Below are 23,824 nucleotides of genomic sequence, written 5' to 3'. Positions count from 1 at the left end.
TCCTGAAAAACCTTTACATATGTTGATTTACAAATCTTTTTCTAGACTTTTTCTAATTCGGCTTAACTGCGTTGGAGTAATGCCTAAATGCGATGCAATGTGCAATAGCGGAACACGATCTGCCATGTCAGGATGTTTTTCAAGAAGTGTGATATATCTTTCTGTGGCATTTTGCATAACGAGTGCGACTTCTCTTTGTTCTTTTTCGATAATCCAATGCCTTTCTAAGTGAGCGATATAGAAGTTTTTAAGATCGTCATTTTCGTTAATATACTCAATGTATTTTTTATAATTGATATTGATTACAATGGAATCTTCTAAAGCTTCGATAGTAAAATTGGAAGGTGTTTGAAGCATCAATGAAACTTTAGAACCCGCAAGATAATTTTCAAGAAAAAGGTTTTTGTTATAGAAATTTCCTTCTTCATCGGTTATAAAAGTTCGCAAAACTCCTTTTGCAATAAAATGAAGATTTTTAGCAATTTCTCCATTTCGTAATAATGCTTCTCCTTTTTTAAGTGTTTGAAAACTGGTTATACTTTCAATTAGTTTCCAAGATTTTTCGGAAATAGGATAATAGCTTTCAATAGTCTGTTTTAGATTATTTAGGTATGTTTCTTTATTGAAAGTCATTTTTTTTTAGGGTTTGCAGCGAAGGCGTTAGGACACAAAGTTTTTGTTGCCACGAATTTCACAAATTTCCACGAATTATTTTTATAAATGTTTTCGAATAAAAAAGAAACCAGTGAAAATTAATGGCCAGCATAAAAAAATCGTTGAGACTTTGTAGCAAATAAAAAAAACCGCTAAAAAACAAAAAGCTTTATAGCGGTTTCTCAAAAGAATAGTAATTATTTGCATTAATCAGCATAATGATAAATGCTTCTTTTAACTGTATTATCTATTTTTTCTAGCGTTACTTCGGTTACGCCACCTGCATAATTCATCGTAATCGCTACTTTGTCTTTAGTGATTTCATAATCAATAGACATTAATCCATCTTTATTTACTTCAATAGATTTTTTTTCTGTTGGAATAGTAGTTAAATAGTACTCTGACTCATCTACTTCTTTGTTTTTAATGATATTTTGATAAACCTGATTAATATCTGTATCCTTTAGAATACATTCTCTTCCAGATCCCATTTCAACTTCTATATCCTTACAATCTCCTTCTTCTGGACTTTCCTCTTTTATTTCTTTTTTGGCTACGGTAACAGTATCAGCAGGGGTTTTAGCTGATTCTAATTCTTGCTCTGAACTGTTTTGTTTGCAACTTGTAAATAGTAAAGCTAAAAGCGCAAAAAATGCTATTTTCTTCATTAGTTTAAATTTGTTTAATTGATATTTTCTGCCACGAAGGCGCTAAAACACTAAGTTTTATTTTTCAAAAGTAAGAAAATAAGTTAAGATTTATTATTTTTTTGAGAAAGAGAAATCGCACGAAATGAGGCAAGAGGATTTAATTGCTGTTTAGAGCTTGTAGAGAAGATTTATCATTTCTAGCTATTACTTTTCATCTCCTTTAACGGCACTCAAAAGGACACAAAATAAGATAAAAATCCGTTTAATCTCCAATCCCGAAAGCATTGAGACTACAAGAAACTTAAAAAAACTTTGAGCCCTAGCGCCTTCGCGGCAAATTTAAAAACAAAAAACGCCATGAAACCCAAAGGTTCCACAGCGTTTTCATCTCAAAAAATAAATAATTAACGGGTAATGTAACAGGTATTATTTCCAGCCTCCGCCTAGAGCGCGGTACAAATCTGTATTGGCTGTAAGTTGTTGTCTTTTAATATCAGCAAGTTCTAGTTCACTTTGCAATAAATTGGCCTGCGCAGTTAAAACTTCAAGATATTCTGCCATACCATTTTTGAATAAAAGGTTGGCATTTTTAATTGCTTGCTGCAATGTTTTTACTTTTTCTTTCAAGAAAGTTTCCTGTTGTTGTAATTTCTCTACTTTAACCAAAGCATCCGAAACTTCGCTTACAGCAACCAAAACTGATTGTCTAAAACTTAAAACCGCTTTTTCTCTTTCCGCGACAGCGATATTATATTGTGTTCTCACTCTTTTGTTATTTAAAAGAGGTTGAGTTAACCCGCCTGCAACAGTTCCGAATAATGAAGCTGGAATGTTGAACCAATTGCTGGTTTCGAAAGAGTTTAAGCCGCCTTGAGCCGTAATTCTGAGAGCTGGGTATAAATCCGCTTTCGTGATACCGACATTTGCATTAGCTGCTTTAAGAGCCAATTCGGCACTTTTTACATCAGGTCTTCTGCTTACTAAGGCAGATGGAACTCCGATTGCTGTATTGTGTTTTACTTCAATTGCACTTAATTGAATAGATCTTTCTTTAGAATTTGGAAAAGAACCTGTTAAAACACTCAAAGCGTTTTCCTGAATCGCAATATTTTGTTCCAATAACGGAATCAATTGCGCTGAGTTTAATTTTTGTGCTTCCGATTGTTGAATCGCCAAAGTGGTTACCTGACCCGCATCGTATTTTAATTTGATAATATTCGTTGTACTATCATTTAAACGAAGGTTTTGTCTGGCAATATCCAATTGTGCATCTAGCATCAAAAGATTATAATATCCTCTAGAAACATTAGCAACAATATTGGTCTGCAATGCTTTTTTTACTTCTTCAGATTGAAGATATCCTGCGTAAGCCCCTTTCTTTTGGTTTCTGATCTTTCCCCAAATATCAGCTTCCCAAGAAAGAGAAGCTCCAGCAGAATAGTCGTCAATATGTTTAGCTCCAATTGCCTGATTTAAGTTCAATCCCGTAAAACTATTGTCTGACGGATTGCTTGTACTTGCGTTTACAAATAAGTTAACCTGAGGTACATTTCCCCATTTTGACTGTGTAAAACGGTATTGCGCAATTTCGATGTTCTTTTCGGCAATCTGAAGGTCGTTGTTTCTCGCAACGGCACTGTCAATTAATTTTATAATATCTTTTTCTGTAAAGAAATTTTTCCACTCCACATCGGCAATACTGGTTGTATCACTCGAAACCGATGCATTCCTGAAATTCTCAGGAAATGCATCTTTTGGAGTTTCAATATCCTTTGAGACTTTACAGGATATTAAAGTCGTGATCAGAATGGCGAAGGTCACGATTTTGGTTATATGATTTTTCATTAGTGTTTTTATTAAATTTCTGTACAAGTATCTTTTCTAGTTTCTAGATCTCTTGAGATTCTGTACGATATATATCCGATGCCAAATATGATGGCGACAAGAATGGTTGTTATATAGTTTTCCATTTATTATTTTTCTTCGTTATGAATTACAGCGATTGGTTTTCCGCTCACTTTTTCTTGTAAATGCTGGAAGATGATGAATAAAACAGGAATAATAAATAATCCTAGAATTACTCCCGAAAGCATCCCTCCAGCTGCCCCAATACTAATGGAGTGGTTACCTTGTGCAGATGGGCCTTTGGCACTCATCATTGGAACTAAACCTACCACAAAAGCAAGAGACGTCATGATAATTGGTCGCAAACGTAATTTTGCTGCCATGATTGAAGCTGCTACTAAACCTTGTCCTGATCTTCTTCGCTGCGCCGCAAATTCCACAATCAAGATGGCATTTTTGGCGAGAAGCCCGATCAGCATGACAAGAGCAACTTGTACGTAAATATTGTTTTCAATTCCAGTTAGACCAATAGCAACGAATACTCCAAAAATACCTGCAGGGATCGATAAGATAACGGCTAGAGGAAGGATATAACTCTCATACTGTGCAGCAAGTAAGAAATAAATGAATATCAAACACAGTAAGAAAATTGTAGCCGATTGCCCTCCGGAAGAAATCTCCTCACGAGTCTGGCCCGAGAATTCAAACCCGTAACCTGCAGGTAATTGTTGTGCTGCTACTTCTTCAATTGCTTTAATGGCGTCTCCAGAACTAAATCCAGGTTTCGGAATCGCATTAATAGAAATTGAGTTAAATAAATTGTATCTAGAAGCGGTTTCTGAACCATAAATACGAGTTAGTTTAACTAATGTATTTATCGGCACCATTTCGCCTGTTTTGTTTTTTACAAAAACTCTGTCAATTGCTGTTGGATCTGCTCTGTCTTCGATATCGGCCTGAACAACCACACGGTAGTATTTACCAAATCGGTTAAAGTCAGATGCCTGTGCGCTACCAAAGTAAGCCTGCATCGTTTGTAAAATGTCTTTTACATTAACACCCAATTGATTCGCTTTTTCGTCGTTAACTTCCAATTGCAATTGTGGATAATCTGCTTTGAAAGAAGTAAAGGCAACTGCAATTTCCGGACGTTTCATTAACTCACCGATAAAGTTTTGAGAAATACCGCTGAATTTATCGAGTTTTCCTCCTGTTTTATCCTGAAGAACTAAATCTAAAGCCTCAACGTTACTAAATCCAGGAACAGTTGGGAAACTGAATACGAAGAAACTTCCGCCAGAAATAGCTCCCAGTTTACCGCGAACCTGATTCATGATTTCGTCAATGTTTTTTACTTCTCCACGTTCTTCGTTTGGTTTAAGCAATACGAAAACTACTGCAGAAGATGGACTTGTAGAATTGGTCAATAAGTTGAAACCTGAAATTGCGGTTACAAATCGTGAAGCGTCTAATGCTTTTAAAGTATTCTCAGCTTCAGTCATTACTTTTTGAGTTCCGTCCAATGATGTTCCAGATGGCGTATTTACTGCAATCGCAATAAATCCTTGATCTTCTGTTGGAATAAACCCTTGAGGAGTTGTTTTTACCATTACCACTGTTGCCAATGTAATTAAAGCCAATCCGCCTAAACTCAACCATTTTCTTCTGATTAAGAATTTAAGTCCGCCTGTGTAACGGTTTGTCAACGATTCAAAACTGCTATTGAAAGCGCTAAAGAATTTCTCTTTAAATCCTTTTTTCACATAAGGCGCGTCGTGATCGTGAGCTCCGTGATTATCTTTTAAGAATAATGCGGCAAGCGCGGGGCTCAATGTTAAAGCATTTACAGCCGAAATTACAATTGCAATCGCCATCGTAAAAGCAAACTGACGATAGAAAACTCCTGTTGAGCCTTCCATAAAACCAACCGGCAGGAATACAGCAGCCATTACCAGCGTAATCGAGATAATAGCACCCGTTATTTCGTGCATTGCTTCATGGGTTGCGATTTTTGGAGACAAACGTTTGTGCTCCATTTTCGCATGCACCGCTTCGACTACCACAATGGCATCATCGACCACAATACCAATCGCCAGAATTAATGCGAAAAGTGTTAAAAGGTTGATCGAAAATCCGAATAACTGCATGAAGAAGAACGTTCCTAAAATTGCTACAGGTACAGCAATGGCCGGGATTAATGTTGATCTAAAATCTTGCAAGAAGATAAATACCACAATAAATACCAGTATAAAAGCTTCTATTAACGTATGTTCAACCTGTTCGATAGATTGGTCAAGAGATACTTTTGTACTATAGAAAATATTGTGTTTGATTCCTTTTGGAAAATCTTTAGAAGCCTTTTCCATCATTTTGTTAATGGCAATCTGAATATCATTTGAGTTAGATCCAGCTAACTGAATAACCCCAATTACAATTCCTTTTTTACCATTTAAACGAGTTAAACTATTGTAAGAGTACGCACCCAATTCAACTCTCGCTACATCTTTTAAGCGAAGTACTGAGCCATCTGCATTAGAACGTATAGCAATATTTTCATAATCTTCTGGTTTAGTTAATTTCCCTTTATATTTAATAACGTATTCAAAAACTTCTTTGCTTCGCTCTCCAAATTTCCCTGGAGCCGCTTCCAAACTTTTGTCTTGAATAGCACCCATAACCTCACTTGGAGTTACTTTATAAGTTGACATTTGTGTTGGATTCAACCAAACACGCATAGAGTAATCTTTTACACCACCAAAAATACTGGCAGAACCTACACCTGGAATACGTTTTAGTTCCGGAATAATATTAATCTGCGCATAGTTGGCCACAAACGTCTGATCGTATTTTGCTTCATCATCAGTGTACATACCAATTGCCATGATGAAACTGTTTTGCTGTTTCGCCGTTACAATACCTTGTTGTACAACCTCTGCAGGAAGCTGGCTTGTTGCCTGCGCAACACGGTTTTGTACGTTTACCGCAGCTTGATCGGCATCTGTACCCAGTTTAAAGAAAACTGTAATAGCCAAAGTACCGTCGTTACTAGCTGTAGAACTCATATAAGTCATGTTTTCTACACCATTTATAGATTCTTCGATAGAAGGTGCCACAGAACGTAAAACCGTTTCTGCGTTGGCTCCCGGATATACCGCCGTTACCAAAACCGATGGTGGCGCAATATCAGGAAACTGTTGTAAAGGCAGTTTAGTTAAACCCAATACTCCCAGAATCACCAATAAAATGGAAATTACGGTTGCCAGTACAGGTCTTTGTATAAATATTTTGAACATTATTTCTTCTGATTATTTTTTGTTAGTTACTTCGGCAACTTTAGTTGATTTTTCAGGCTGAATCGCTTGCCCGTCCTGAAGTTTGTCAATACCGCTTAACACGATTTGGTCGCCGGTTTTTACACCTTCTTTAATTAAATAATTGGTACCGCTTTTACCCACAACAATGATTGGCATTTTAGTCACTTTGTTGTCTTTGCCTACAGTGAAAACAAATACTTTGTCTTGCATTTCAACTGTAGCTGACTGCGGTACTAAAATCGCATCGTCATGGTTTAATCCTAAACGGATTCTTCCTGTGTTTCCAGAACGTAACGTTCCGTTTGCATTTGGGAAAGTTGCTCTAATTGTGATGGCTCCTGTAGTTTTATCAAACTGACCGTCAACCATATCAATTTTTCCGGTTTGAGGATAAGCGTTGTTATCAGCTAAAATCAAAGTCACTGGAGGTAATTTTTTGATTTTATCACCAAGAGAACTTCCTTTATATTGCTCTTTAAAGTTGATGAAATCAGTTTCGCCTAAAGAGAAATAAGCAAATACTTCGTGAACGTCTGATAAAGTTGTTAAAGCCTCAACATCAGAAGCAGAAACTAAACTTCCTTGTTTTTTAGGCAGTCTTCCTATGTAGCCGCTTACAGGAGCAGTTACGTTGGTATATCCTAAATTGATTTTAGCAGAACCTACCATTGCTTTTGCCTGTTCGATATTGGCAGAAGCAATTTTTTGTGAAGCTTTAGCTGTTTTTAATTGATAATCAGAAACTACTTTGTTTTGCACTAGCGGAGTCAATTTGTCAACTTCTAAATTAGCGTTGATTAAAGCCGCTTCTGCTGCGTGAAGACTTGCTAAAGCATTGTTTAACTGCTCGCGAAACGGACGCTCATTGATTTTAAATAAAGTTTGTCCTTTACTTACATAAGCACCTTCGTCAACAAAAATTCTGTCTAGGTTTCCGCTTACTTGAGGACGAATCTCAACATCAACAGTTCCTTGTATAGAAGCAGGATATTCAGCATCAGTAGTGGTATTGGCACTTGTGATTGCTAAAACTGGTAAAACCGGTGGAGGTGGAGCAGTAGGCGCTTGATTTTTGTCGCCACAGCTGCTTAATACTAAGGCCAGAATAAAACTGGTTATAATTACATTTTTCATTTTCATAGTGGTTTTAATTGGTTGAACATTTTCTCGGATTAATTCTTTGGGCATTCTGGCATTCTCGGGATTCATATTTAATTGAATTAAATTATCTAACATTGTTAAGTAAAAGTGCGCAAATTTCCATACAGTAAGCCTTTCCAATTCTATTACAAAATCAGTATTAAATTATCTAACGATGTTAAGTAAAAGTCTAAAAAAAGAGCTTTTATTACCTTTATTAAATTTTCTAACAGTGTTAAGCGAAAGTTATAAAAAAAAAGGATTTTATGTTATCCCGTTTAAATCATTTTACACTGTTAAGTAAAATTGGAAAATTTTTTATTGTATAGATTTTATGATACCACCAATGGCATCCTTCAAAATCTGAGCATTTATTGTTTCTAAAATATCGCTTTTGTTAATGATGTTGATGGCGATTAAACCATGAATAACAGAAAAGAAAGTAAAATATTTTTGTTTAATGATATCTTGACTCGGATTGCTGTCTTTCATTACTTCAGCAATAACCTGAGTGAATAATTTGTAAGGTCCCTCTTGAGCCGAACATCGCTGTGCGCAACAAGTCATTTGAACACCAAACATCAGTTGATACATTTCAGTATTAGTAAAAGCGAAGTCCCAGTAAGTCATCCACATGGCTTCTAATTGATCTTCGGGTTTTTCAAACTTATCAATTGCAATTTGCAATTCTTTTGTCAGTTTGATAAAGCCTTTGCCAGTCAGTTCTTCTAAAATTGCTTCTTTATTTGAGAAATATTCATAAATAATAGGAGCAGTATATTCGATTCTGTCGGCAATTTTACGCATACTCAAACCATTCCAGCCTTCTTCTTTTACGATATCATAAGCAGCGCCAAGGATATTATTCCTTGTCTCTTCTTTTTGTCTTAAAATTCGATCTTTGCTAGCCATTGTATTCAAGTATTAAATCGTTTAACACTGTTAGGCAAATGTATGGCGGATTTTTGAATTTCAAAATATTTTTATCATAATATTTTCTTATTGTTCCATAGATGGATTAGGAAGCCTTGAATTTATTGAGGTTTTCACTTTTAATATTTTTTAGAAGCAGGACATTTTTCGTTTTTAAGAACGTTTTGTCCCGCTCTACATTATATTTTTTGTGGTGAACCCCACCACAAAAAGATGCCATTTCGATCGGGGCTAGGAGAGAACATAAATTTTTTCATTAGAACTTTGTCAAACTTTGTGAAAAATCGATAATAAAATCGATGATTTATCAATTATTTCATTCCTCGAACGTTCATTTCTATCTTATAAATACTTTTACTGGCAGTAATAAATAATGTTTTGAATTTTTTTCCTCCAAAACAAACATTAGCTGTCCAAGGTTCAGGAATATCAATATGAGATATTTTTTCTCCTTGCGGGTTGAATATGGTAACCCCGTTTCCGCATAAGTAAATATTTCCCGATTCGTCTATAGTCATTCCATCTGAACCTGATTCAGTAAACAGCGTTTTTTTACCTAAGGAGCCATTACTTTCGATTGTATAAGAGTACGTTTTATTTGCTCCTATATCTGCTACGTATAAGGTTTTTCCATCCGAACTTCCAATAATTCCATTTGGTTTTACAAGATTATTCTCAACGTTTATAATTTTGGATTTATCTGGAGATAAATAGTAAACGCATTCTTTCTCTATTTCTTTGGAGGTATGTGTCCAGTAATCCCTTTGGTAAAAAGGGTCGGTGAAATAGATACCGCCTTTTGGGTCAACCCAAAGATCATTAGGACCATTCAGTCTTTTTCCTTCAAAGTTGTTTATCAATACAGTATAATTTTTGTTTTTGTCTATTTTCCAAAGTTCATTTTTTTCATCGGCGCAAGCCAAAAGATTGCCTATGTGATCAAAATACAAACCATTAGCTCTTCCTGCATTTTCCATAAAAACAGAAAGTTTACCATTAACCGACCATTTCATAATTCTATTATTAGGCTGATCCGTAAAATAAATATTTCCTTTTTTATCCGAAGCAGGTCCTTCTGTAAAACTGAATTGATTTGATAGTTTTGTGAGAACTGCGCCTTTTGCTATTATGGAATGACTTTTTTCTTTTGATGTCTGAGCGTATATAAAATTTGTAAAAGTTAAAGTAATAAGAATTAAAAAGTATGATTTTATTTTAAGTTGGAATGGGTTCATCATAAATAGATTTAAAAGTTGCTTTTGAAGCGTTTTTAAAAGTAATTTTTATTTTTGATATTCTGCAAAGTCGGGAGCAAATTTGCCCATAGTTGAAAATTTTTTGGAGAATATGATTTTAAAGACAAAAATTAGAATTTTATTTTAATCTCAATTTATCAAAAGCATTTTCGTAACATTACAACAAAAAAATGAAAACGCTAACTATCCTAAAAACCACAATTGCAGTTTTATTTTTCCAGCAGACTTTTTCTCAGGAAATCAAAAAAGAAACTACAGCACCACAATACACAATAGAAAACTGTGTCAATCATTTTGATATAAACAAAGCCACCAAAACGAAAGTAGGTTATCAATATTGGTTTGCTAATAAAGATTTTACTCAGGAAAATACTTTGAAAATGAGCATTGTCGAGCCAGGAAAATCGACGCACGCGCCACATCATCATCCTGAAGAAGAATTTTTCTATATCTTAGAAGGAACCGCCGAATTCTTTTTGGACGGAAAAACCGTTACAGCTGGTCCAAATACTAGTTTCTATTGTCCGCCAAATGCTGAGCACGGAATTAGTAATGCAGGGAAAACAGATTTGAAATATTTGGTCATTAAAAAGGATTTGAGGTAAAAATCTTTTGTAATGTCTTGTAAGAGCTGCGCAAATGTCTCTGACCTTACGCAGCTGTTCGGGAGGCTATTGAATATTTTATTTACTTCAATACCACAACTTCTTCAGGAATCATAAACAAAAGCGTACAGCCAGTTCTAGAAAATACAGAATGTGTGCTTCCTGGAGGCATGTACAAATAATCGCCAGCTTTTAATTCGTCTTTTCCAGAGCGTACTTTGCCTTCTAGAACATAAATTTCCTCGCCAGCGGGATGCACGTGATTTGGGTACGACGCGCCGGGCTCAAATTTTAAAAGAAAAGTAGGTAGACGGTTAGTAACTACATCAAAGCGTAATACTTTAGCATAAATTCCGTCTGTTTTTACACCTTCTTCTTGAAGTGGTTTCCACTCTAATTCATTGCTTTTTGTGATTTTAGTTTCCATATATATTCAAATTTAATTAGTTAATTTTTCAAAAGATATTCATCCAAACTCCATCGGTATTTGTCGGTGGTTGCTAAGAGAAAAGCGCCCATAGAAAAGACAAATACAGAATAATCAAGAGGATCTTTTATTCCGAAAGAATAAGTCATTGCCAGCGCAAATAGAAAAGTTAATACAGAAGCGCCAAGAGCAGTTTTTCTAGTCTGATACCCAATCAGCAATAAAACAGCAAATAAGGTCTCAAGAAAAGTGCTGATAATTGCAATTGACGGAATAAAACTTTTAGGTAAAAAAGAATTTACTTGTTCGGCGTACGCCAGAAAATTTTCCCATCCCGAAGATTGTTTTCCAAGCAAACTCAACCGACTCGAAACCGCAGACAAAAATCCAATTGCCATTGCGATTCGTAAAAGCAAAATGGCATAATCCTGATATCTTTTCATAAACTATTTTATTAGTAATTAATCAGATACAAAGATCAGGCAGCAGCTCTTTTTAAAGAATAGAGAATCTTGGAAAAAGCATGTAATTATGCTTTAAGTCAAAAAGTCTTTTGACTACTATAACGCACTATTTGTCATTTCGACGAAGGAGAAATCTTCGCAAGTGGCTCCGTCTCTAAAAGCCAATCTTTGTAGAGCTTCTCACGAAGATTTCTCCTTCGTCGAAATGACATAAAAATGAGAAAAAACTTTGCGACTCTGCGAGCAATTTTCGCAATGAAAGGAAAAAGCTTGGAAAATGGCTACACTTGCACTACTTTCTCCTTATAAGATTTAGGAGAAATATTTGTGTGTTTTTTAAAGAAGTTTGAAAAATAGAAAGGATCATTAAAACCTAAAGCATAAGCGGTTTCTTTTACCGATAATTTCTCATAAGTAAACAAACGTTTTGCTTCAGAAATTATCAGTCCAAAAATGATATTTTGTGCAGTTTTATTGCAATACAGTTTAGAGAGTTCGTTTAGTTTGGCTTCGGTTGTGCCGATTAAATTGGCGATTTCATTTACCGAAAGATTTTTATCAAAATTCCCTCGAATAGCTTCCAGAAAATGGAGAAACAGAGCGTCTGGTTTGTAGATTTCTTCTCCCAATTTTATTTTAGAACGGTTGATTTCGATTAAAATCAATTGAATTCTAGAATGAATAGAGATGAGGTATTGATACGGTTTTTGGGCAATTTCCTGCTGAATAAGCTGTAAAGCATCGACAACCAATTTGTCGTCATCTACTTTTATCACTTCATTCATTGCAAAATGGCAGAACAAACTGTTGTGGAAAATGAGCTCGATGTCGTTATCATTTTTGCAGAAAAAATCATAGGTAAATTCGAGAACAAATCCGGTTGCGTTGCTGCTGTTTTTTATGAAATGAATTTGACCAGACGTTATCGTTAAGACCGAATTTTTTGTGATTAGATATTCGTTTTCATCTACCGAAAGCGCTATTTCGCCAGATGTACAAAAAAGAAGGACATATTTTAATACACGCCGAGGATGTTTTAAATCTTCTGCCTGTTCAAACGTCTTTATATCAATCATTTATTTTTTATTTAATCGCAATCCCGATAGCTAAAATAGTATTTTGAGAATTTATTTTACTTCTTTCGTAATATCAATCTGCGTGCCTTTCAAAATAATTAGAAGCCATTTCTACAATTGTCTCTTTTGTGGTAAAACTGTATTGTACTCCGTGATTAAGTGTATAGGAATCTCCAAGCTCTGGATGATGTTGTGTTCCATCTATATGAAATGAATCTAGAACTGACAGCCAGAGATTACGCTGCTGGTCTCTAAAATAGAATTGGTCTCTATCTGAAACGACTAAGATTGTCCCATTGTCATTGTCGAGAATCGAAGTATTGTTGCTGTCCTCATAGTCCCCCATAATAGTAATATTCGTGTTGTATTTTTTGGACGTTAACTCTGTGATTTTTTTTGTTAGTGGCATAAGAGTTGGAATTTGATTTGTCTTTGAAACAGTAAAATTAAAATTACACATTTTACTAATAGTATTCTAAAAAGTTTTTTTAAAAGTTAAAAGTTTTGAATAAAAAGAGTAGTTTTCAAAAAAAGCAAATAAAAAGGACAGAAACCAATGAGGTGCTGTCCTTGAGTAAATTGCAAAAAAAATAGAATGTGATATTTCTAAGAATGTGTAAAGTAATTTGTAATCTGCCAAAAAGAAAATATAATAAAAGTCATTCGTTTACAACATCATCTTTCATAATCTCTTTACTGACAATTTTGTCTATTAATATGAATAATAATAGGATTTCTGCCGTCTAAATCTCTTTTTCCTCGACCTGATAAACCAATGGTTATTGTATCTGGTTTTTTAGATTTCATTTCTTGTGGACTTACATACGTATACATTCCGTATCCATGTCCAGAAACAATCCAGCCTTCGGTATTTTTTAAATCGGTGACATCAAAATCTTCTGATCGTTCTGTGTAAACGGGACCAAACTCTTTTATCAATTTTAGTGCTTTACGCTCTAAATTGGAAATTTCATTTGCTTGTTCAAAAATGATATACGTTCCGTTTTTAAACAAAACCCAATCCTGAAATTTCGGATTGATACTAAGTCTGACATGATGGAGTAACTCCGTTTCTGTTATTTCGCCAGCTTCTTTATGGTCAGATTTCTGTTTCATAAAAAGAAAATTTAAAAAAGAATACTATGGTTTTAAATCACTTAATTGATGTTTTTAAAATGTGTTTTTTAAATAATGCGCCCTTAAAAGTTTTAATTGTATCATTTTAGGGTCTTTTTACGATGCGTTGTATTTCAATAAAAGCACCTTATAAACCAAATGTCTAAAGGTGCTTTTTCAATTTATATAGAAGTAAGATTAAGATGCTGTGTTACTTGGATCTTTTTTGCGGTAAAACCAATAGAATACTTGCGGTAAAACAGTAAGCGATAAAATCATACAGGTTATTAATCCGCCCACGATCATAATAGCTAGTGGTTTTTGCACTTCAGAACCCATTCCGGTGGATAACGCAGCAGGTAATAATCCTAATGATCCCATAAGGGCAATCATCACAATAGGACGAATTCTGCTGTGAATTCCTTCTGAAATAGCATCTCTTAAATGCATTCCGTTTCGCATATTTTCCCTAATCATTCCAATGAGGACAATACTGTCGATCGCGCTCACCCCAAAGAGAATAATAAATCCAATTCCCGCTGAGATTCCGAAGACGGTTCCCGTTACCCAAAGCGACAGGAATCCGCCAATAAAGGCATAAGGCATTGCAGTTACAGCAATCATGGTGTCTTTGAAATTACCAAAGTTGAAATACAGCAGGCATAAAATTAAAACCAAAACCACAGGAATAATCATTGCCAATTGTTTGGTTGCTCTTTCTTTACTCTCAAATTCTCCTGCCCATTTCATGACATTTTCCTTAGGAAGTTTGACTTCGGCAGCAACTTTTTTCTGTGCTTCATCAATCGTACTCCCAAGGTCTCGTCCTTCAATACTAAATCCTACGGCGATGTAACGGCTGTTTCCTTCGCGATAAATAAAGGTCGGACCTGTTTTATAATCTACCGTTGCAATTTCTTTTAAAGGCACTTTTTTACCATTTAAGGTCGGAATAAGAATGCCTTCAATTTTTTCTTTAGAATCACGATATTCTTTTTCAAAACGTAAGGTGATATCAAATATCTTTTCGTCGTCATAAAATTTGGTTGCTGCTTGTCCGCCAATTGTCATTCTAATTACGGCTTGCGCATCGGCAGTGGTAACTGCGTAACGCGCCATTTTTTCGTCGTCAAGCTGAATTCTTAACTCGGGCAATCCAATGTTTTTGTAGACATTAATATCTTCAATTCCTTTTACGTCTTTAATCGAGTTGGCGACTTTTGCAGCCATTTCTTCCAATTGAAAAAGATCACTTCCAAAAATCTTAATCGCGAGCGGACTTTTAACTCCTGCAACATATTCTTCCACATTATCCTGAATTGGCTGACTGAAACCAAAGGCAATTCCAGGATATACATCGAGTACTTTTTTGATTTCGGCTATTAATTCTTCTTTAGAAATATCGTGTTTCCATTCGTCTTTATGTTTTAATTCGATATGGAATTCGATATTAAAAAATCCTGTTGGATCTGTTCCGTCGTTTGGTCTTCCGGTTTGTGTCAATATAAATTTTACTTCTTCAAACTTCCTAATCTTGGCTTTCATTTCCTTAGTCAATCGAACCGATTCATCAAGATTGATACTATTTGGCAATGTCGCTCTTACATAAATAGCACCTTCATTCAGTTTCGGTATAAACTCTGATCCGTAAAAAGCAAACTTTGCACAGCAAACTGCTAATAAAGCTAAAAAGGCATAGAAAGTAGCTTTACGATGTTTGGTACTCCATTGAAACAGTTTAAAAAGGTTTTCTCTAAAGAAACGCGAAATCATATTTTCTTTCTCTACAATGTTTTTGGTCAGCATGACTTTACACATTGCAGGAACGTAGGTAAGCGATAAAAGCAATGATCCTAATAGCGCATAACTTAGTGTAAAGGCTAGGGGAGAGAACATTTTTCCTTCTACTTTCGTGAAAGAGAAAATAGGCATCAAGGCCACAATCAAAATGATTAAGGCAAAGAAAATATACGTGGCAACACTGCCCACACTTTTCTTGATCAATCCCATTTTACTCATGCTGTTAAAGCGTTCCATACCCACTTTATGCGCTTTCTTTTCGAGGGAAACAAAGACTTGTTCGACAATAACGAGCGTTCCTTCGAGCAGTAATCCAAAGTCTAAAGCTCCCATCGAAATTAAATTGGCAGGCAATCCCTGAATTCTCAGCATTACAATAGCAAACAAAAATGAAAGCGGAATTACAGATGCCACAATCAGCGAAGTTCTCCAGTTGTAAAGGAAAATAAACACGATTAGCGATACCAGTAAAATACCTTCAACAAGGTTTTTAGTAACCGTTTTTACGGTTGTATTCACCAATTCGGTACGATCGATAAATGGAACTATTTTTACATTATCGGGTAAAACTCTTTCGTTCAGTTCGGTCAAACGTTCTTTAAGTCTTTTGATCACTTCACCCGGATTTTCTCCGCGAAGCATTACGACAATTCCTTCAACAACATCATCATTTTCATCTAAACCGACTTGTCCTAATCTTGGTTTTGCTGAGATCGAAACTTCGGCTACGTGTTTTACTAAAACGGGAGCTCCGCCTTTGGTTTCAATTAAAATATTGCCAATATCTTCGACTTTATTGATTAATCCAACGCCACGAACAACATAAGCCTGATCGCCACGCTGAATAACATCTCCGCCCACATTGATATTACTTTTCGAAACGGCTTCGTAAACATCTAAAGCCGAAAGATTGTAATTTTCTAACTGTGTTGGATTAATTTTGATTTCGAACATTTTTTCTTCACCACCAAAACTTACCACATCGGCAACTCCGGGAACGGCAACCAATTCTCTCTCAATAACCCAATCCTGAATGGCCTGAATTTCTTTGATAGGCAAATCACTTTTAATAACATATCTAAAGATCTCACCCGTTGCACCAGAAGGCGGATCGATTTCTGCATCTGCTCCTTCGGGAAGATCGAGTCCGCCCATACGGTTTGAGGCGTATTGCTGTGCGTAAAAATCTTCAACGCCATCATCAAATAATACGGTTACAACCGATAAACCGAAAAGCGAAATAGAACGTACTTCGGCTTTTTTCGGAATCGTATTCATTTGTTTGGAAATAGGAAGTGTGATGAATTTCTCCACTTCTTCGGCACTTCTTCCCGGCCATTGTGTAATAATTCTTGCCCTTGTATTGGTTACATCGGGAAAGGCTTCAATTGGTGTGTGAATATAACTCACGATACCGGCGACTAGTAATATGGCTGTCAGGAAAAAAACGATGAGCGAGTTTTTTAGCGAGAAAGCAACTAATCCTTGTACAAATTTTTTCATGTCTTGTATTGTATTTATCCGTTTTGGGGATAATTAGTTTTTTAATCTTTCGTGAATCAAAAGCTGATTTTTGGTGATCACCATTTCGCCTTCGTTAACTCCGTCTTTAAAATAAACCCAGTTGTTGTTTTTAATAACTGGATTAATTTCTCTAGTTTCTATCGTACAATCGTTTTTATAAATTAAAATATGATTACGGTTGTTGTCAAAAATCACCGCTTTTGCAGGAACAGCTTCTAGCATATCTCCGCCAAGACTTTTGTCGATTGTGATATCTGCAGTCATTCCTGGTTTAAGTTTCAGGTTTTTGTTTTCCATTACAATTCTGGCTTTCAAAACATGTTCGTCGGCATCAAAAACTTTGGACATCATTTTTATTTTTCCTTTAAAAATTTCTCCGGGATATGCTGGTGTTGTAACATCTACAGGCATATTTTCGGAAACATTTTTTAAATTACTCGTATATACATTTACCAAAACCCAGATTTCTTTTAAGTCAGAAATCGTAAAAAGCGGTTCACTGCCGTCTGTAATCTGCATTCCTGGACTTATGTTTTTGTCTACTATATAACCTTCTGTCGGCGCTTTAATTAGAAAAACAGATCTTTCGCTGCTAGCGCTAAACATGGCTAGATTGGCTCTTACATTTTCAAGGGAAGATTTTAAAACATCTAGTTCGCTTTGGGCTTGCAGTAAATCTTTTTGTGATGAAATTCCATCTTCAAACATTGACTTTGCAGCTTGCAAATTGCGTTGTGCAACAGTGATCTGCGATTGAAGCGATTTGCTTTCAGACTGCATGCTGTTTAATTCGGTACTTTTTATCTCGGCCAAAACTTGTCCTTTTCGAACATAATCGCCCAATGAAAAAGTGGTTTTGGTAATAATTCCTTCTACAAGGCTATTAAACTGAACAACATGATCGCCGTTATAAGTAATGTTTCCCGTAAGGTTTATAGATTCGCTCACAGAACGTTTTTGAATTGGTTCGATGGTGATTTTTTCTTTTAAATCTTTATCGATGCAAAACTTTTCTTCTTTCGTTTCTTTAACTTCTTCTTTTTTGCCACATCCGTAAACGAGCATTAACCCCAATAGTGGGAGTACAATATATTTCTTCATTTGTTTTTGTTTTTGAAAATTAGATTTAGTTGATTTCCTGACCTGAGATATAGCGCAGTTCTTCCAGATTTTTATTCAGGTCCATTTTAGAATTCAGCAGGATTGATTTGTTATCTAGATAAGCATCAACAAAATCAAGATATTCGAGCATGCTGGTATTTTTTTGAAGGAAGTTTTTGCGATATGCTTCCAAAAGTTTATCCAAATCTCCTTCATAATCAGCTTCAACGCTGTCGTACAGTTTTTTGGTAACCAATAAATCTTCATAAGATTGCAGTACTTCAGATTGTATACTGATGGTTTTCTCTTCTGCCAATAATTTTCCCTGATCAAAAGCCAGTTTTGCAGCTTTTATATTTCCTTGGTTTCGATTAAAAAACGGAAGATCAAGAGAGAAACCAACTCCCACAAAATCATTCATTAAACTCGCTCCACGGTCATAACTCACACCAAGTGTAACATCTGGTGTTCGCATGGCTTTTTCGTATTTGTACTTGTTGTTGTTATAATCGTTTCCGAGCTTAAGCACTTTCATATCAGGTCGGTTTTCTACAGCCGAAGCCATCAGATTGCCTAAGTTTATGTTGTCTATGTTTTTGTTATCAGGAACAAAACCTTCATCGGTAAGTTTGATATAATTTGTTGGCGGAAGATTCATTAAAACCTTAAGCTCTTTCTGCAACGAATTATTTTCCTTTTGCAAATCGGCTATTTCTTTTAAGAATTGAAGTTCAGTTGCTTTTAGCCTAAAGTATTCGCCTTTGCCCACATTTCCTTGTCTGACCTGATTTCCGTAAGCTTTCAGTAAAGTTTGCATCGATGAAAGCTGTTTTTTATAAATCGCTTCTTGTGCTTGATTGTATTGCAGTTCGGTAAGATTGCTTCTGAATTCGATTTTCAGATTACGTAAAAAAGTTTTGAAATATTCTTTGGCGATGTCAACACCCACTTTTTCCATCGCAATCATCTTTTTGCGTTTTCCGGCTGTTTGAATCAGTTGTTCCAGTTCTGCATTGACTTGTGAAGTTTTTCCAAAATTTCCCCATAACGGAGGCAATTGCTGTGCAGTCGCATTGTTCCAAAGATTGATTTCGCCGATAGTCAGCGTAGGGTTGGGCCATAATTTTGCCTGAATCACTTGTGCATCGGCAATATCGATGTTCAGTTTTTCGGAAATAAGAGAAATATTCTTTTCCAAAAACAAAGCCTCGGCCTGTGTTCTGGACAGCACAATTGTATCGTTTATGGCAGCAATCTGCGCCATACCTTTGTGCGATACAATAACGAGTAAGGTTAAAAGTAAACGTTTCAAATTAAGTAGTTTTAATGATGTCGCAAAGTTATTGGCGACATATTAGCCCTTAATTTGAGGTGTGTTATAAGACGGTTAGAGCAACATTAGAAAACGATTAGAGTCGCAGAAATAGTAGCGTTACCGTTGTTCCTTGGTCTTTTTTGGATACAATATTAAAGTCGATATTGTTTTGTTTGAAAATAATATTGGATAGTGAAAGTCCGACACCGCTTCCTTTTATATCTTTTACATTTTTGCCTCTGTAAAAGGTTTGTTTAATGAAAGTTAAGTCGTCTTCGCTAATTCCGGTTCCGCGGTCCTCAATGACTATTTTAAGCTGATTGTTCTGCTCCAGCAGACTTATTTTTATAGGGTTTCCGTTAGAATATTTTACGGCATTTTCTATAATGTTGTATAAAGCGATTTTGATTTCGTTGCTATTTCCTTTTATCGAAAGGAGTTTATCATTTGCCACTTCCAAAACGATTTGTATCGGAGCATTTTTTAGATCGTAAATAGCAGGCAATTGATCGTTAATGTCCCAAACCAATTCATCAACTCTGAAAATTTCGTTGAGTTCTGTATTGTTTCGCAAGCCAGAAAGCATCATCAAAGTATTCATGGTGTCTTCGATCTGATAGACATTTTCTAATACTTTTTGAGACATTTCTTTGTATTCGGCACTCGATCTGTCTTTTTGGGCAAACACTTCTAAGTTTCCAGAAATGGCCGTTAAAGGCGTTTTAAACTCATGCGAAACATAATTGATAAAGTTTTTTTGAATGATAAAAGTATCCGATAAACGGGTAAATAAATTATTATATGTTTCTACTAACTCCTGAATATCATCTTTGGAATTTGGAGAAACAATCTGACGATCGAGTGACGAAGCCTGAATTTCGTTTACCTGATCAATAATGTTTTTTATAGGACTGTAAGCGAGATTAGAAAGCACACGACTCACAATATAAATCGTAATCAATCCGATGATTAAAACCATTATCATAATGATTTGCAATCTGTCGGTCATGGTTTTAAACTCGACGTCATTTTTCTTTACGAAAACCACAAAATCACCTTGATTGTCATGGTAATAGCTTCCGAAATAAAAATGATGTTTAGATTTGAAACTAAGCTTTCTGTTTTTCCGAATATAATCTAGTCTTTCAGCATTGATATTGTTGTCGATCGTTTTATCGCCATATACAATCTGATTTTTATTGTCGTATACACGCGTAATGATTTCCAGCGAATTTTCCCTGAATTGCTGACCAATTAACAAATGCTGATTTTCGGGCAGTTCGTCTTTTTCGAGATAGAAAATCCCCGTCAGTAAACATGTTTTTTGAAGTTCGTTATATACAATCTTTTCCGAATAGCTGTAGAAAGAAAAATACGTGATAAAGGAAGCAATGACAAAGACAACGCTAAACGTAAGAGATGATATTAGGGTAAATCTATTGCGTATTTTCATGACTCTTCTTTAAGCATATATCCTGTTCCTTTTATGGTATGGATAAATTTATGGTTTTGCTCAATTTTGTTTCGTAAATAAGAAATATAAACATCGACAACATTGGTGTTGTTATCGTAATTAATGCCCCATACAGCGTTTAATATTTGCGTTCTCGGAATTACTTTGTTTCTGTTTTCTAATAAATACAACAGCAGTTTATATTCTCTTGGTGATAAATCGATTAGTTTATGGTTTTCTGTAACCTTATGTTCCGCTGGATTTATAGTCAAACTTCCAAGAGTATATAAGGTTTCTTCTTTGTCATAATTAAATTTTGTTCTTCGAGTAAGCGCATTAACTCTCGAAATTAATTCCTTAAAATGAAACGGTTTTACCAAATAATCATCGGCACCAGAATCTAATGCATTTACTTTATCGTCGGTATCGCTCAAAGCACTTAACATTAAAACTGGCGTATGATTTTTTTTGAAACGCATTAGTTTCACCAACTGAATCCCGTCAATTCCTGGAAGCATAATATCCATTAAAATAATATCCCAAATATCCTGCTGAATGAGGTCCCTGGCAATCTCGCCCGTTTCGGCCAGATGCACAGTAAAGTTGTTTTCCTCCAAACCTTTTACTATAAATTCGCTAATGCGTTTATCATCTTCAATGAGTAAAACATTCATAAATGGTATATTATAATGGTTGCTGTTTTGACTAAAACGGAAATGTTTTAATCATCTGATAAGTTGTTTTCAAAAAAATAGGATTATCAAAAATAGCAATTATTTTTTTTTGAATCCTATAAGTGCGGGTAAGTTATTGAAGTTTTTAATTGTAAACGCATTATTTGTCATTTCGACTGAAGGGAGAAATCACACGCGTATATCGACAAAGATTGGAAATACTTTGCGGAGTTTCTACTGTTATTTCTCCTTACGTCGAAATGACAAAAACACGGTATAAAATAGTAAACCAAATCTACTTGAATCTTACATAATTTTAGTTTAATTTTTAATAAAAATTTGATTTCCAATTAATTAACTTTTATTAAAGAAAGCTTTAACAGCGTCTATTTCTACTGGGGGTTTGAAATAACTAATTTTAACTTAAATCAAAATTAATAACATTTTAAATAGTATAATTATGAAAAAGAATATCGCCATATTAGCAACGAACGGATTTGAAGAATCAGAATTAGCATCACCTAAAGCCTATCTGGAAGAGCAAGGTTGGAATGCAGATATCGTCAGTTTGAAATCTGGAACGATCAAATCTTGGAAAGACGGAAATTGGAGCAAAGAATATAATGTTGATGTCGTATTAGATCAGGCAAATGAAGCAGATTACGATGCTTTGGTTATTCCAGGAGGAGTAATTAATCCTGATTTATTGAGAAGAGAAGAAGCAGCAGTAAATTTTGTACGTTCCTTTTTTGAAAGTAAAAAACCAGTAGCCGCTATTTGCCACGGACCTCAAATTCTGGTAGATGCTGACGTTTTAGAAGGTCGAAAAGTAACTTCGTTTTTCTCTATTAAAAACGATTTGAAAAATGCCGGAGCACAATGGGAAGACTCAGAAGTAGTCGTAGACAACGGATTAGTAACCAGCCGAAACCCAAATGATTTGCCCGCTTTTAATAAAAAAATGGTGGAAGAAATTAAAGAAGGAATACATGAGCGCCAGAGAGTCTAAAAAAGAAATTTCTATTTAGATTTATCAAATTATAAAAATGCAGAATCATATTTTGGTCCTGCATTTTTTTTTGTTGAATAGCCCCTAGTTTTAACTAGGGGATTAAAAGGTTCAATAGTAATAAGGCTTTAGTCAAAATGCGCATTTTGGCTAAAGCCTTACTATGATTCTTATTTATACCTCCAGCTAAAGCTGGAGGCAATTGATTCTTTTAATTAATTGAGGATCGATCTTTGCGTTCCTCTGGTTGAAACCAGAGGCTATGTTTTAAAATGATTTTGGAGTTTCTCGTGATTTTTTTTCCCTTTGCTAGTGTGAATCCCCCGTGTTTCCATCTAGTTTGTCATTTCGACCGAAGGGAGAAATCTTCGCAAGTAGCTCGACAAAGATTGGCGATTTAGATTGAGGAATTTAAATACCTCCTGAAATATAGATTTCCCCTTGCTAGCGCTCAAGTGTAGCAACTAACGAACGCAATAGACATTACTACAATATTTCATTTTTCGACTTTCTCTCTTTTGTAAAAAATAAGATTTTATATTTAATTTATATTTGTAGTATATTTTAATCTAAAACTATGGACATACTCGGCGACTATGAAGTACAATTCTATATCATGTGGGGTAAAATGATTAATACTAAATACACATGGTTAACAGCTTACATAAATGACTATAAGGAATTAGAGGAAGTTCAGAAATTTTTAGACGAACATATTTATACCGTTATAAATGGAGAAATAGAAAGAGGTGGGGAAATTACAGAAAGTCAATATTTTGCTGATATTAATATTTTGGAAACAAAAATATACAAAGATGCAAGAGCTTGGCAAAATGATAATGCTATCGAACCTGATCTTATTATACCAACTCTTCATTTTACAACGATTTTTGAAGCATGGCGTGATTATTCTCTTATATATGGTTAGAGATTTTAATTATTTTTTTAAAACTATTTTAAAATAATATTTTTCTTACTTTTTTAAAAAGTTTTCTTACATTTGAAGTTCCTATAATTACGACTTTAGATTTGAACAAGACTTGCCCTTGTATTATGTGTACGGTATCGGAAACGACCGTAAATGCTGTCGTAGGCATTAGGAACACTAAGATGCAAGGGTTTTATATTCCTAATACTACGACATTATGAATTCAAACACCCTTTCCAAAGAAGCCGAAACAAGGCTGATTGATTTTTTTAACCATATTATAGATCCAGAAGATATGGCTAAAATCTTAAGACAAGTAAATTGCATTTTAGCTCTCGGCGTAATGCGACAACACGAAACCCTCCAAATTGGACTAACCAATTTTGAAGACAATTATTATTGGCTCAATGAATTGGCGGAGATTTTGAATCCTTATTTGAGTGAGGAATAAAGTTTATAAAACAAAAAAACCTCGACTTTTTTTATGGTCGAGGTTTTTTATTTTTCTCTTGTTGCTTTTGCTAGCGGGCAAGAAACTCG

21 protein-coding genes are annotated in these 23,824 nt (G+C 35.0%); 4 read left to right on the top strand and 17 right to left on the bottom strand.

Features of this window, described 5'->3' with window-relative positions; genetic code table 11:
• Positions 1-27: 27 nt before the first annotated feature.
• The 7 genes from QLQ95_RS23815 to QLQ95_RS23785 form a co-directional block, all read right to left on the bottom strand.
• Complete coding sequence (locus tag QLQ95_RS23815) at positions 28-633, bottom strand: Crp/Fnr family transcriptional regulator (RefSeq protein WP_482501975.1); 606 nt, start codon at positions 631-633, stop codon at positions 28-30.
• Between the two features lie 227 nt (positions 634-860).
• Positions 861-1,322 carry a hypothetical protein gene (locus QLQ95_RS23810; RefSeq protein ID WP_482501974.1) on the bottom strand — a complete coding sequence of 154 codons (462 nt, stop codon included), beginning with the start codon at positions 1,320-1,322 and terminating at the stop codon, positions 861-863.
• Between the two features lie 408 nt (positions 1,323-1,730).
• A complete protein-coding gene (locus tag QLQ95_RS23805; protein ID WP_095931606.1) occupies positions 1,731-3,149 on the bottom strand; it encodes a TolC family protein in 1,419 nt (472 codons plus the stop codon).
• Positions 3,150-3,277: 128 nt separating this feature from the next.
• The gene (locus QLQ95_RS23800; RefSeq protein WP_320494673.1) at positions 3,278-6,442 is read right to left on the bottom strand and encodes an efflux RND transporter permease subunit; all 3,165 of its coding nucleotides are present in this window, start codon (positions 6,440-6,442) and stop codon (positions 3,278-3,280) included.
• A gap of 12 nt (positions 6,443-6,454) precedes the next feature.
• Positions 6,455-7,672 (bottom strand): efflux RND transporter periplasmic adaptor subunit, encoded by a 1,218-nt coding sequence (locus tag QLQ95_RS23795; RefSeq protein WP_320494672.1) that lies wholly within the window; start codon positions 7,670-7,672, stop codon positions 6,455-6,457.
• A 249-nt stretch (positions 7,673-7,921) separates the two neighbouring features.
• Entirely contained in the window at positions 7,922-8,515 is a 594-nt protein-coding gene (locus tag QLQ95_RS23790; RefSeq protein WP_068842436.1) for a TetR/AcrR family transcriptional regulator, read from the bottom strand.
• 332 nt (positions 8,516-8,847) lie between these two features.
• Positions 8,848-9,774 (bottom strand): SMP-30/gluconolactonase/LRE family protein, encoded by a 927-nt coding sequence (locus tag QLQ95_RS23785; protein ID WP_482501973.1) that lies wholly within the window; start codon positions 9,772-9,774, stop codon positions 8,848-8,850.
• Between the two features lie 188 nt (positions 9,775-9,962).
• Here QLQ95_RS23785 and QLQ95_RS23780 point away from each other — a divergent pair, with 188 nt between their 5' ends.
• On the top strand, positions 9,963-10,397 hold the full coding sequence (locus QLQ95_RS23780; RefSeq protein WP_320495846.1) for a cupin domain-containing protein: 435 nt from the start codon (positions 9,963-9,965) through the stop codon (positions 10,395-10,397).
• 82 nt (positions 10,398-10,479) lie between these two features.
• On the opposite strand, the gene QLQ95_RS23775 is transcribed toward QLQ95_RS23780, so the two are convergent.
• From QLQ95_RS23775 to QLQ95_RS23730, 10 genes are all read right to left on the bottom strand, one after another.
• Entirely contained in the window at positions 10,480-10,824 is a 345-nt protein-coding gene (locus QLQ95_RS23775; protein ID WP_482501972.1) for a cupin domain-containing protein, read from the bottom strand.
• 20 nt (positions 10,825-10,844) lie between these two features.
• Positions 10,845-11,267, bottom strand: a complete 423-nt coding sequence (locus tag QLQ95_RS23770; protein WP_482501971.1) for a DoxX family protein — start codon at positions 11,265-11,267, stop codon at positions 10,845-10,847.
• Positions 11,268-11,569: 302 nt separating this feature from the next.
• Complete coding sequence (locus tag QLQ95_RS23765; RefSeq protein ID WP_482501970.1) at positions 11,570-12,364, bottom strand: helix-turn-helix domain-containing protein; 795 nt, start codon at positions 12,362-12,364, stop codon at positions 11,570-11,572.
• A gap of 73 nt (positions 12,365-12,437) precedes the next feature.
• Positions 12,438-12,773, bottom strand: a complete 336-nt coding sequence (locus QLQ95_RS23760; protein ID WP_141248179.1) for a hypothetical protein — start codon at positions 12,771-12,773, stop codon at positions 12,438-12,440.
• A 284-nt stretch (positions 12,774-13,057) separates the two neighbouring features.
• Positions 13,058-13,480, bottom strand: coding sequence for a hypothetical protein (locus tag QLQ95_RS23755; RefSeq protein ID WP_482501969.1), 423 nt, complete (start codon positions 13,478-13,480; stop codon positions 13,058-13,060).
• 198 nt (positions 13,481-13,678) lie between these two features.
• Positions 13,679-16,783, bottom strand: a complete 3,105-nt coding sequence (locus tag QLQ95_RS23750) for an efflux RND transporter permease subunit (protein WP_482501968.1) — start codon at positions 16,781-16,783, stop codon at positions 13,679-13,681.
• A 33-nt stretch (positions 16,784-16,816) separates the two neighbouring features.
• Positions 16,817-17,905: an efflux RND transporter periplasmic adaptor subunit gene (locus QLQ95_RS23745; protein ID WP_482501967.1), complete on the bottom strand. Its 1,089-nt coding sequence runs from the start codon at positions 17,903-17,905 to the stop codon at positions 16,817-16,819.
• Positions 17,906-17,930: 25 nt separating this feature from the next.
• The gene (locus QLQ95_RS23740; protein ID WP_482501966.1) at positions 17,931-19,217 is read right to left on the bottom strand and encodes a TolC family protein; all 1,287 of its coding nucleotides are present in this window, start codon (positions 19,215-19,217) and stop codon (positions 17,931-17,933) included.
• Between the two features lie 97 nt (positions 19,218-19,314).
• On the bottom strand, positions 19,315-20,673 hold the full coding sequence (locus QLQ95_RS23735; RefSeq protein ID WP_482501965.1) for a sensor histidine kinase: 1,359 nt from the start codon (positions 20,671-20,673) through the stop codon (positions 19,315-19,317).
• Complete coding sequence (locus QLQ95_RS23730) at positions 20,670-21,347, bottom strand: response regulator transcription factor (protein ID WP_095931593.1); 678 nt, start codon at positions 21,345-21,347, stop codon at positions 20,670-20,672. The genes QLQ95_RS23735 and QLQ95_RS23730 overlap by 4 nt, the downstream gene beginning before the upstream one ends.
• A 460-nt stretch (positions 21,348-21,807) precedes the next feature.
• Here QLQ95_RS23730 and QLQ95_RS23725 point away from each other — a divergent pair, with 460 nt between their 5' ends.
• The 3 genes from QLQ95_RS23725 to QLQ95_RS23715 all read left to right on the top strand — a co-directional run bounded on the left by QLQ95_RS23725 (position 21,808) and on the right by QLQ95_RS23715 (position 23,735).
• Positions 21,808-22,356, top strand: a complete 549-nt coding sequence (locus tag QLQ95_RS23725; RefSeq protein ID WP_482501964.1) for a type 1 glutamine amidotransferase domain-containing protein — start codon at positions 21,808-21,810, stop codon at positions 22,354-22,356.
• A 577-nt stretch (positions 22,357-22,933) separates the two neighbouring features.
• Entirely contained in the window at positions 22,934-23,284 is a 351-nt protein-coding gene (locus QLQ95_RS23720) for a hypothetical protein (protein WP_482501963.1), read from the top strand.
• Between the two features lie 217 nt (positions 23,285-23,501).
• Positions 23,502-23,735 carry a hypothetical protein gene (locus QLQ95_RS23715; RefSeq protein ID WP_066034210.1) on the top strand — a complete coding sequence of 78 codons (234 nt, stop codon included), beginning with the start codon at positions 23,502-23,504 and terminating at the stop codon, positions 23,733-23,735.
• The last annotated feature ends 89 nt before the right edge of the window (positions 23,736-23,824 follow it).

The organism is Flavobacterium sp. B330r, assembly GCF_056824325.1.
Note: the sequence above shows the minus strand (reverse complement) of the source record. Positions and strands in the feature narration are given on the sequence as shown.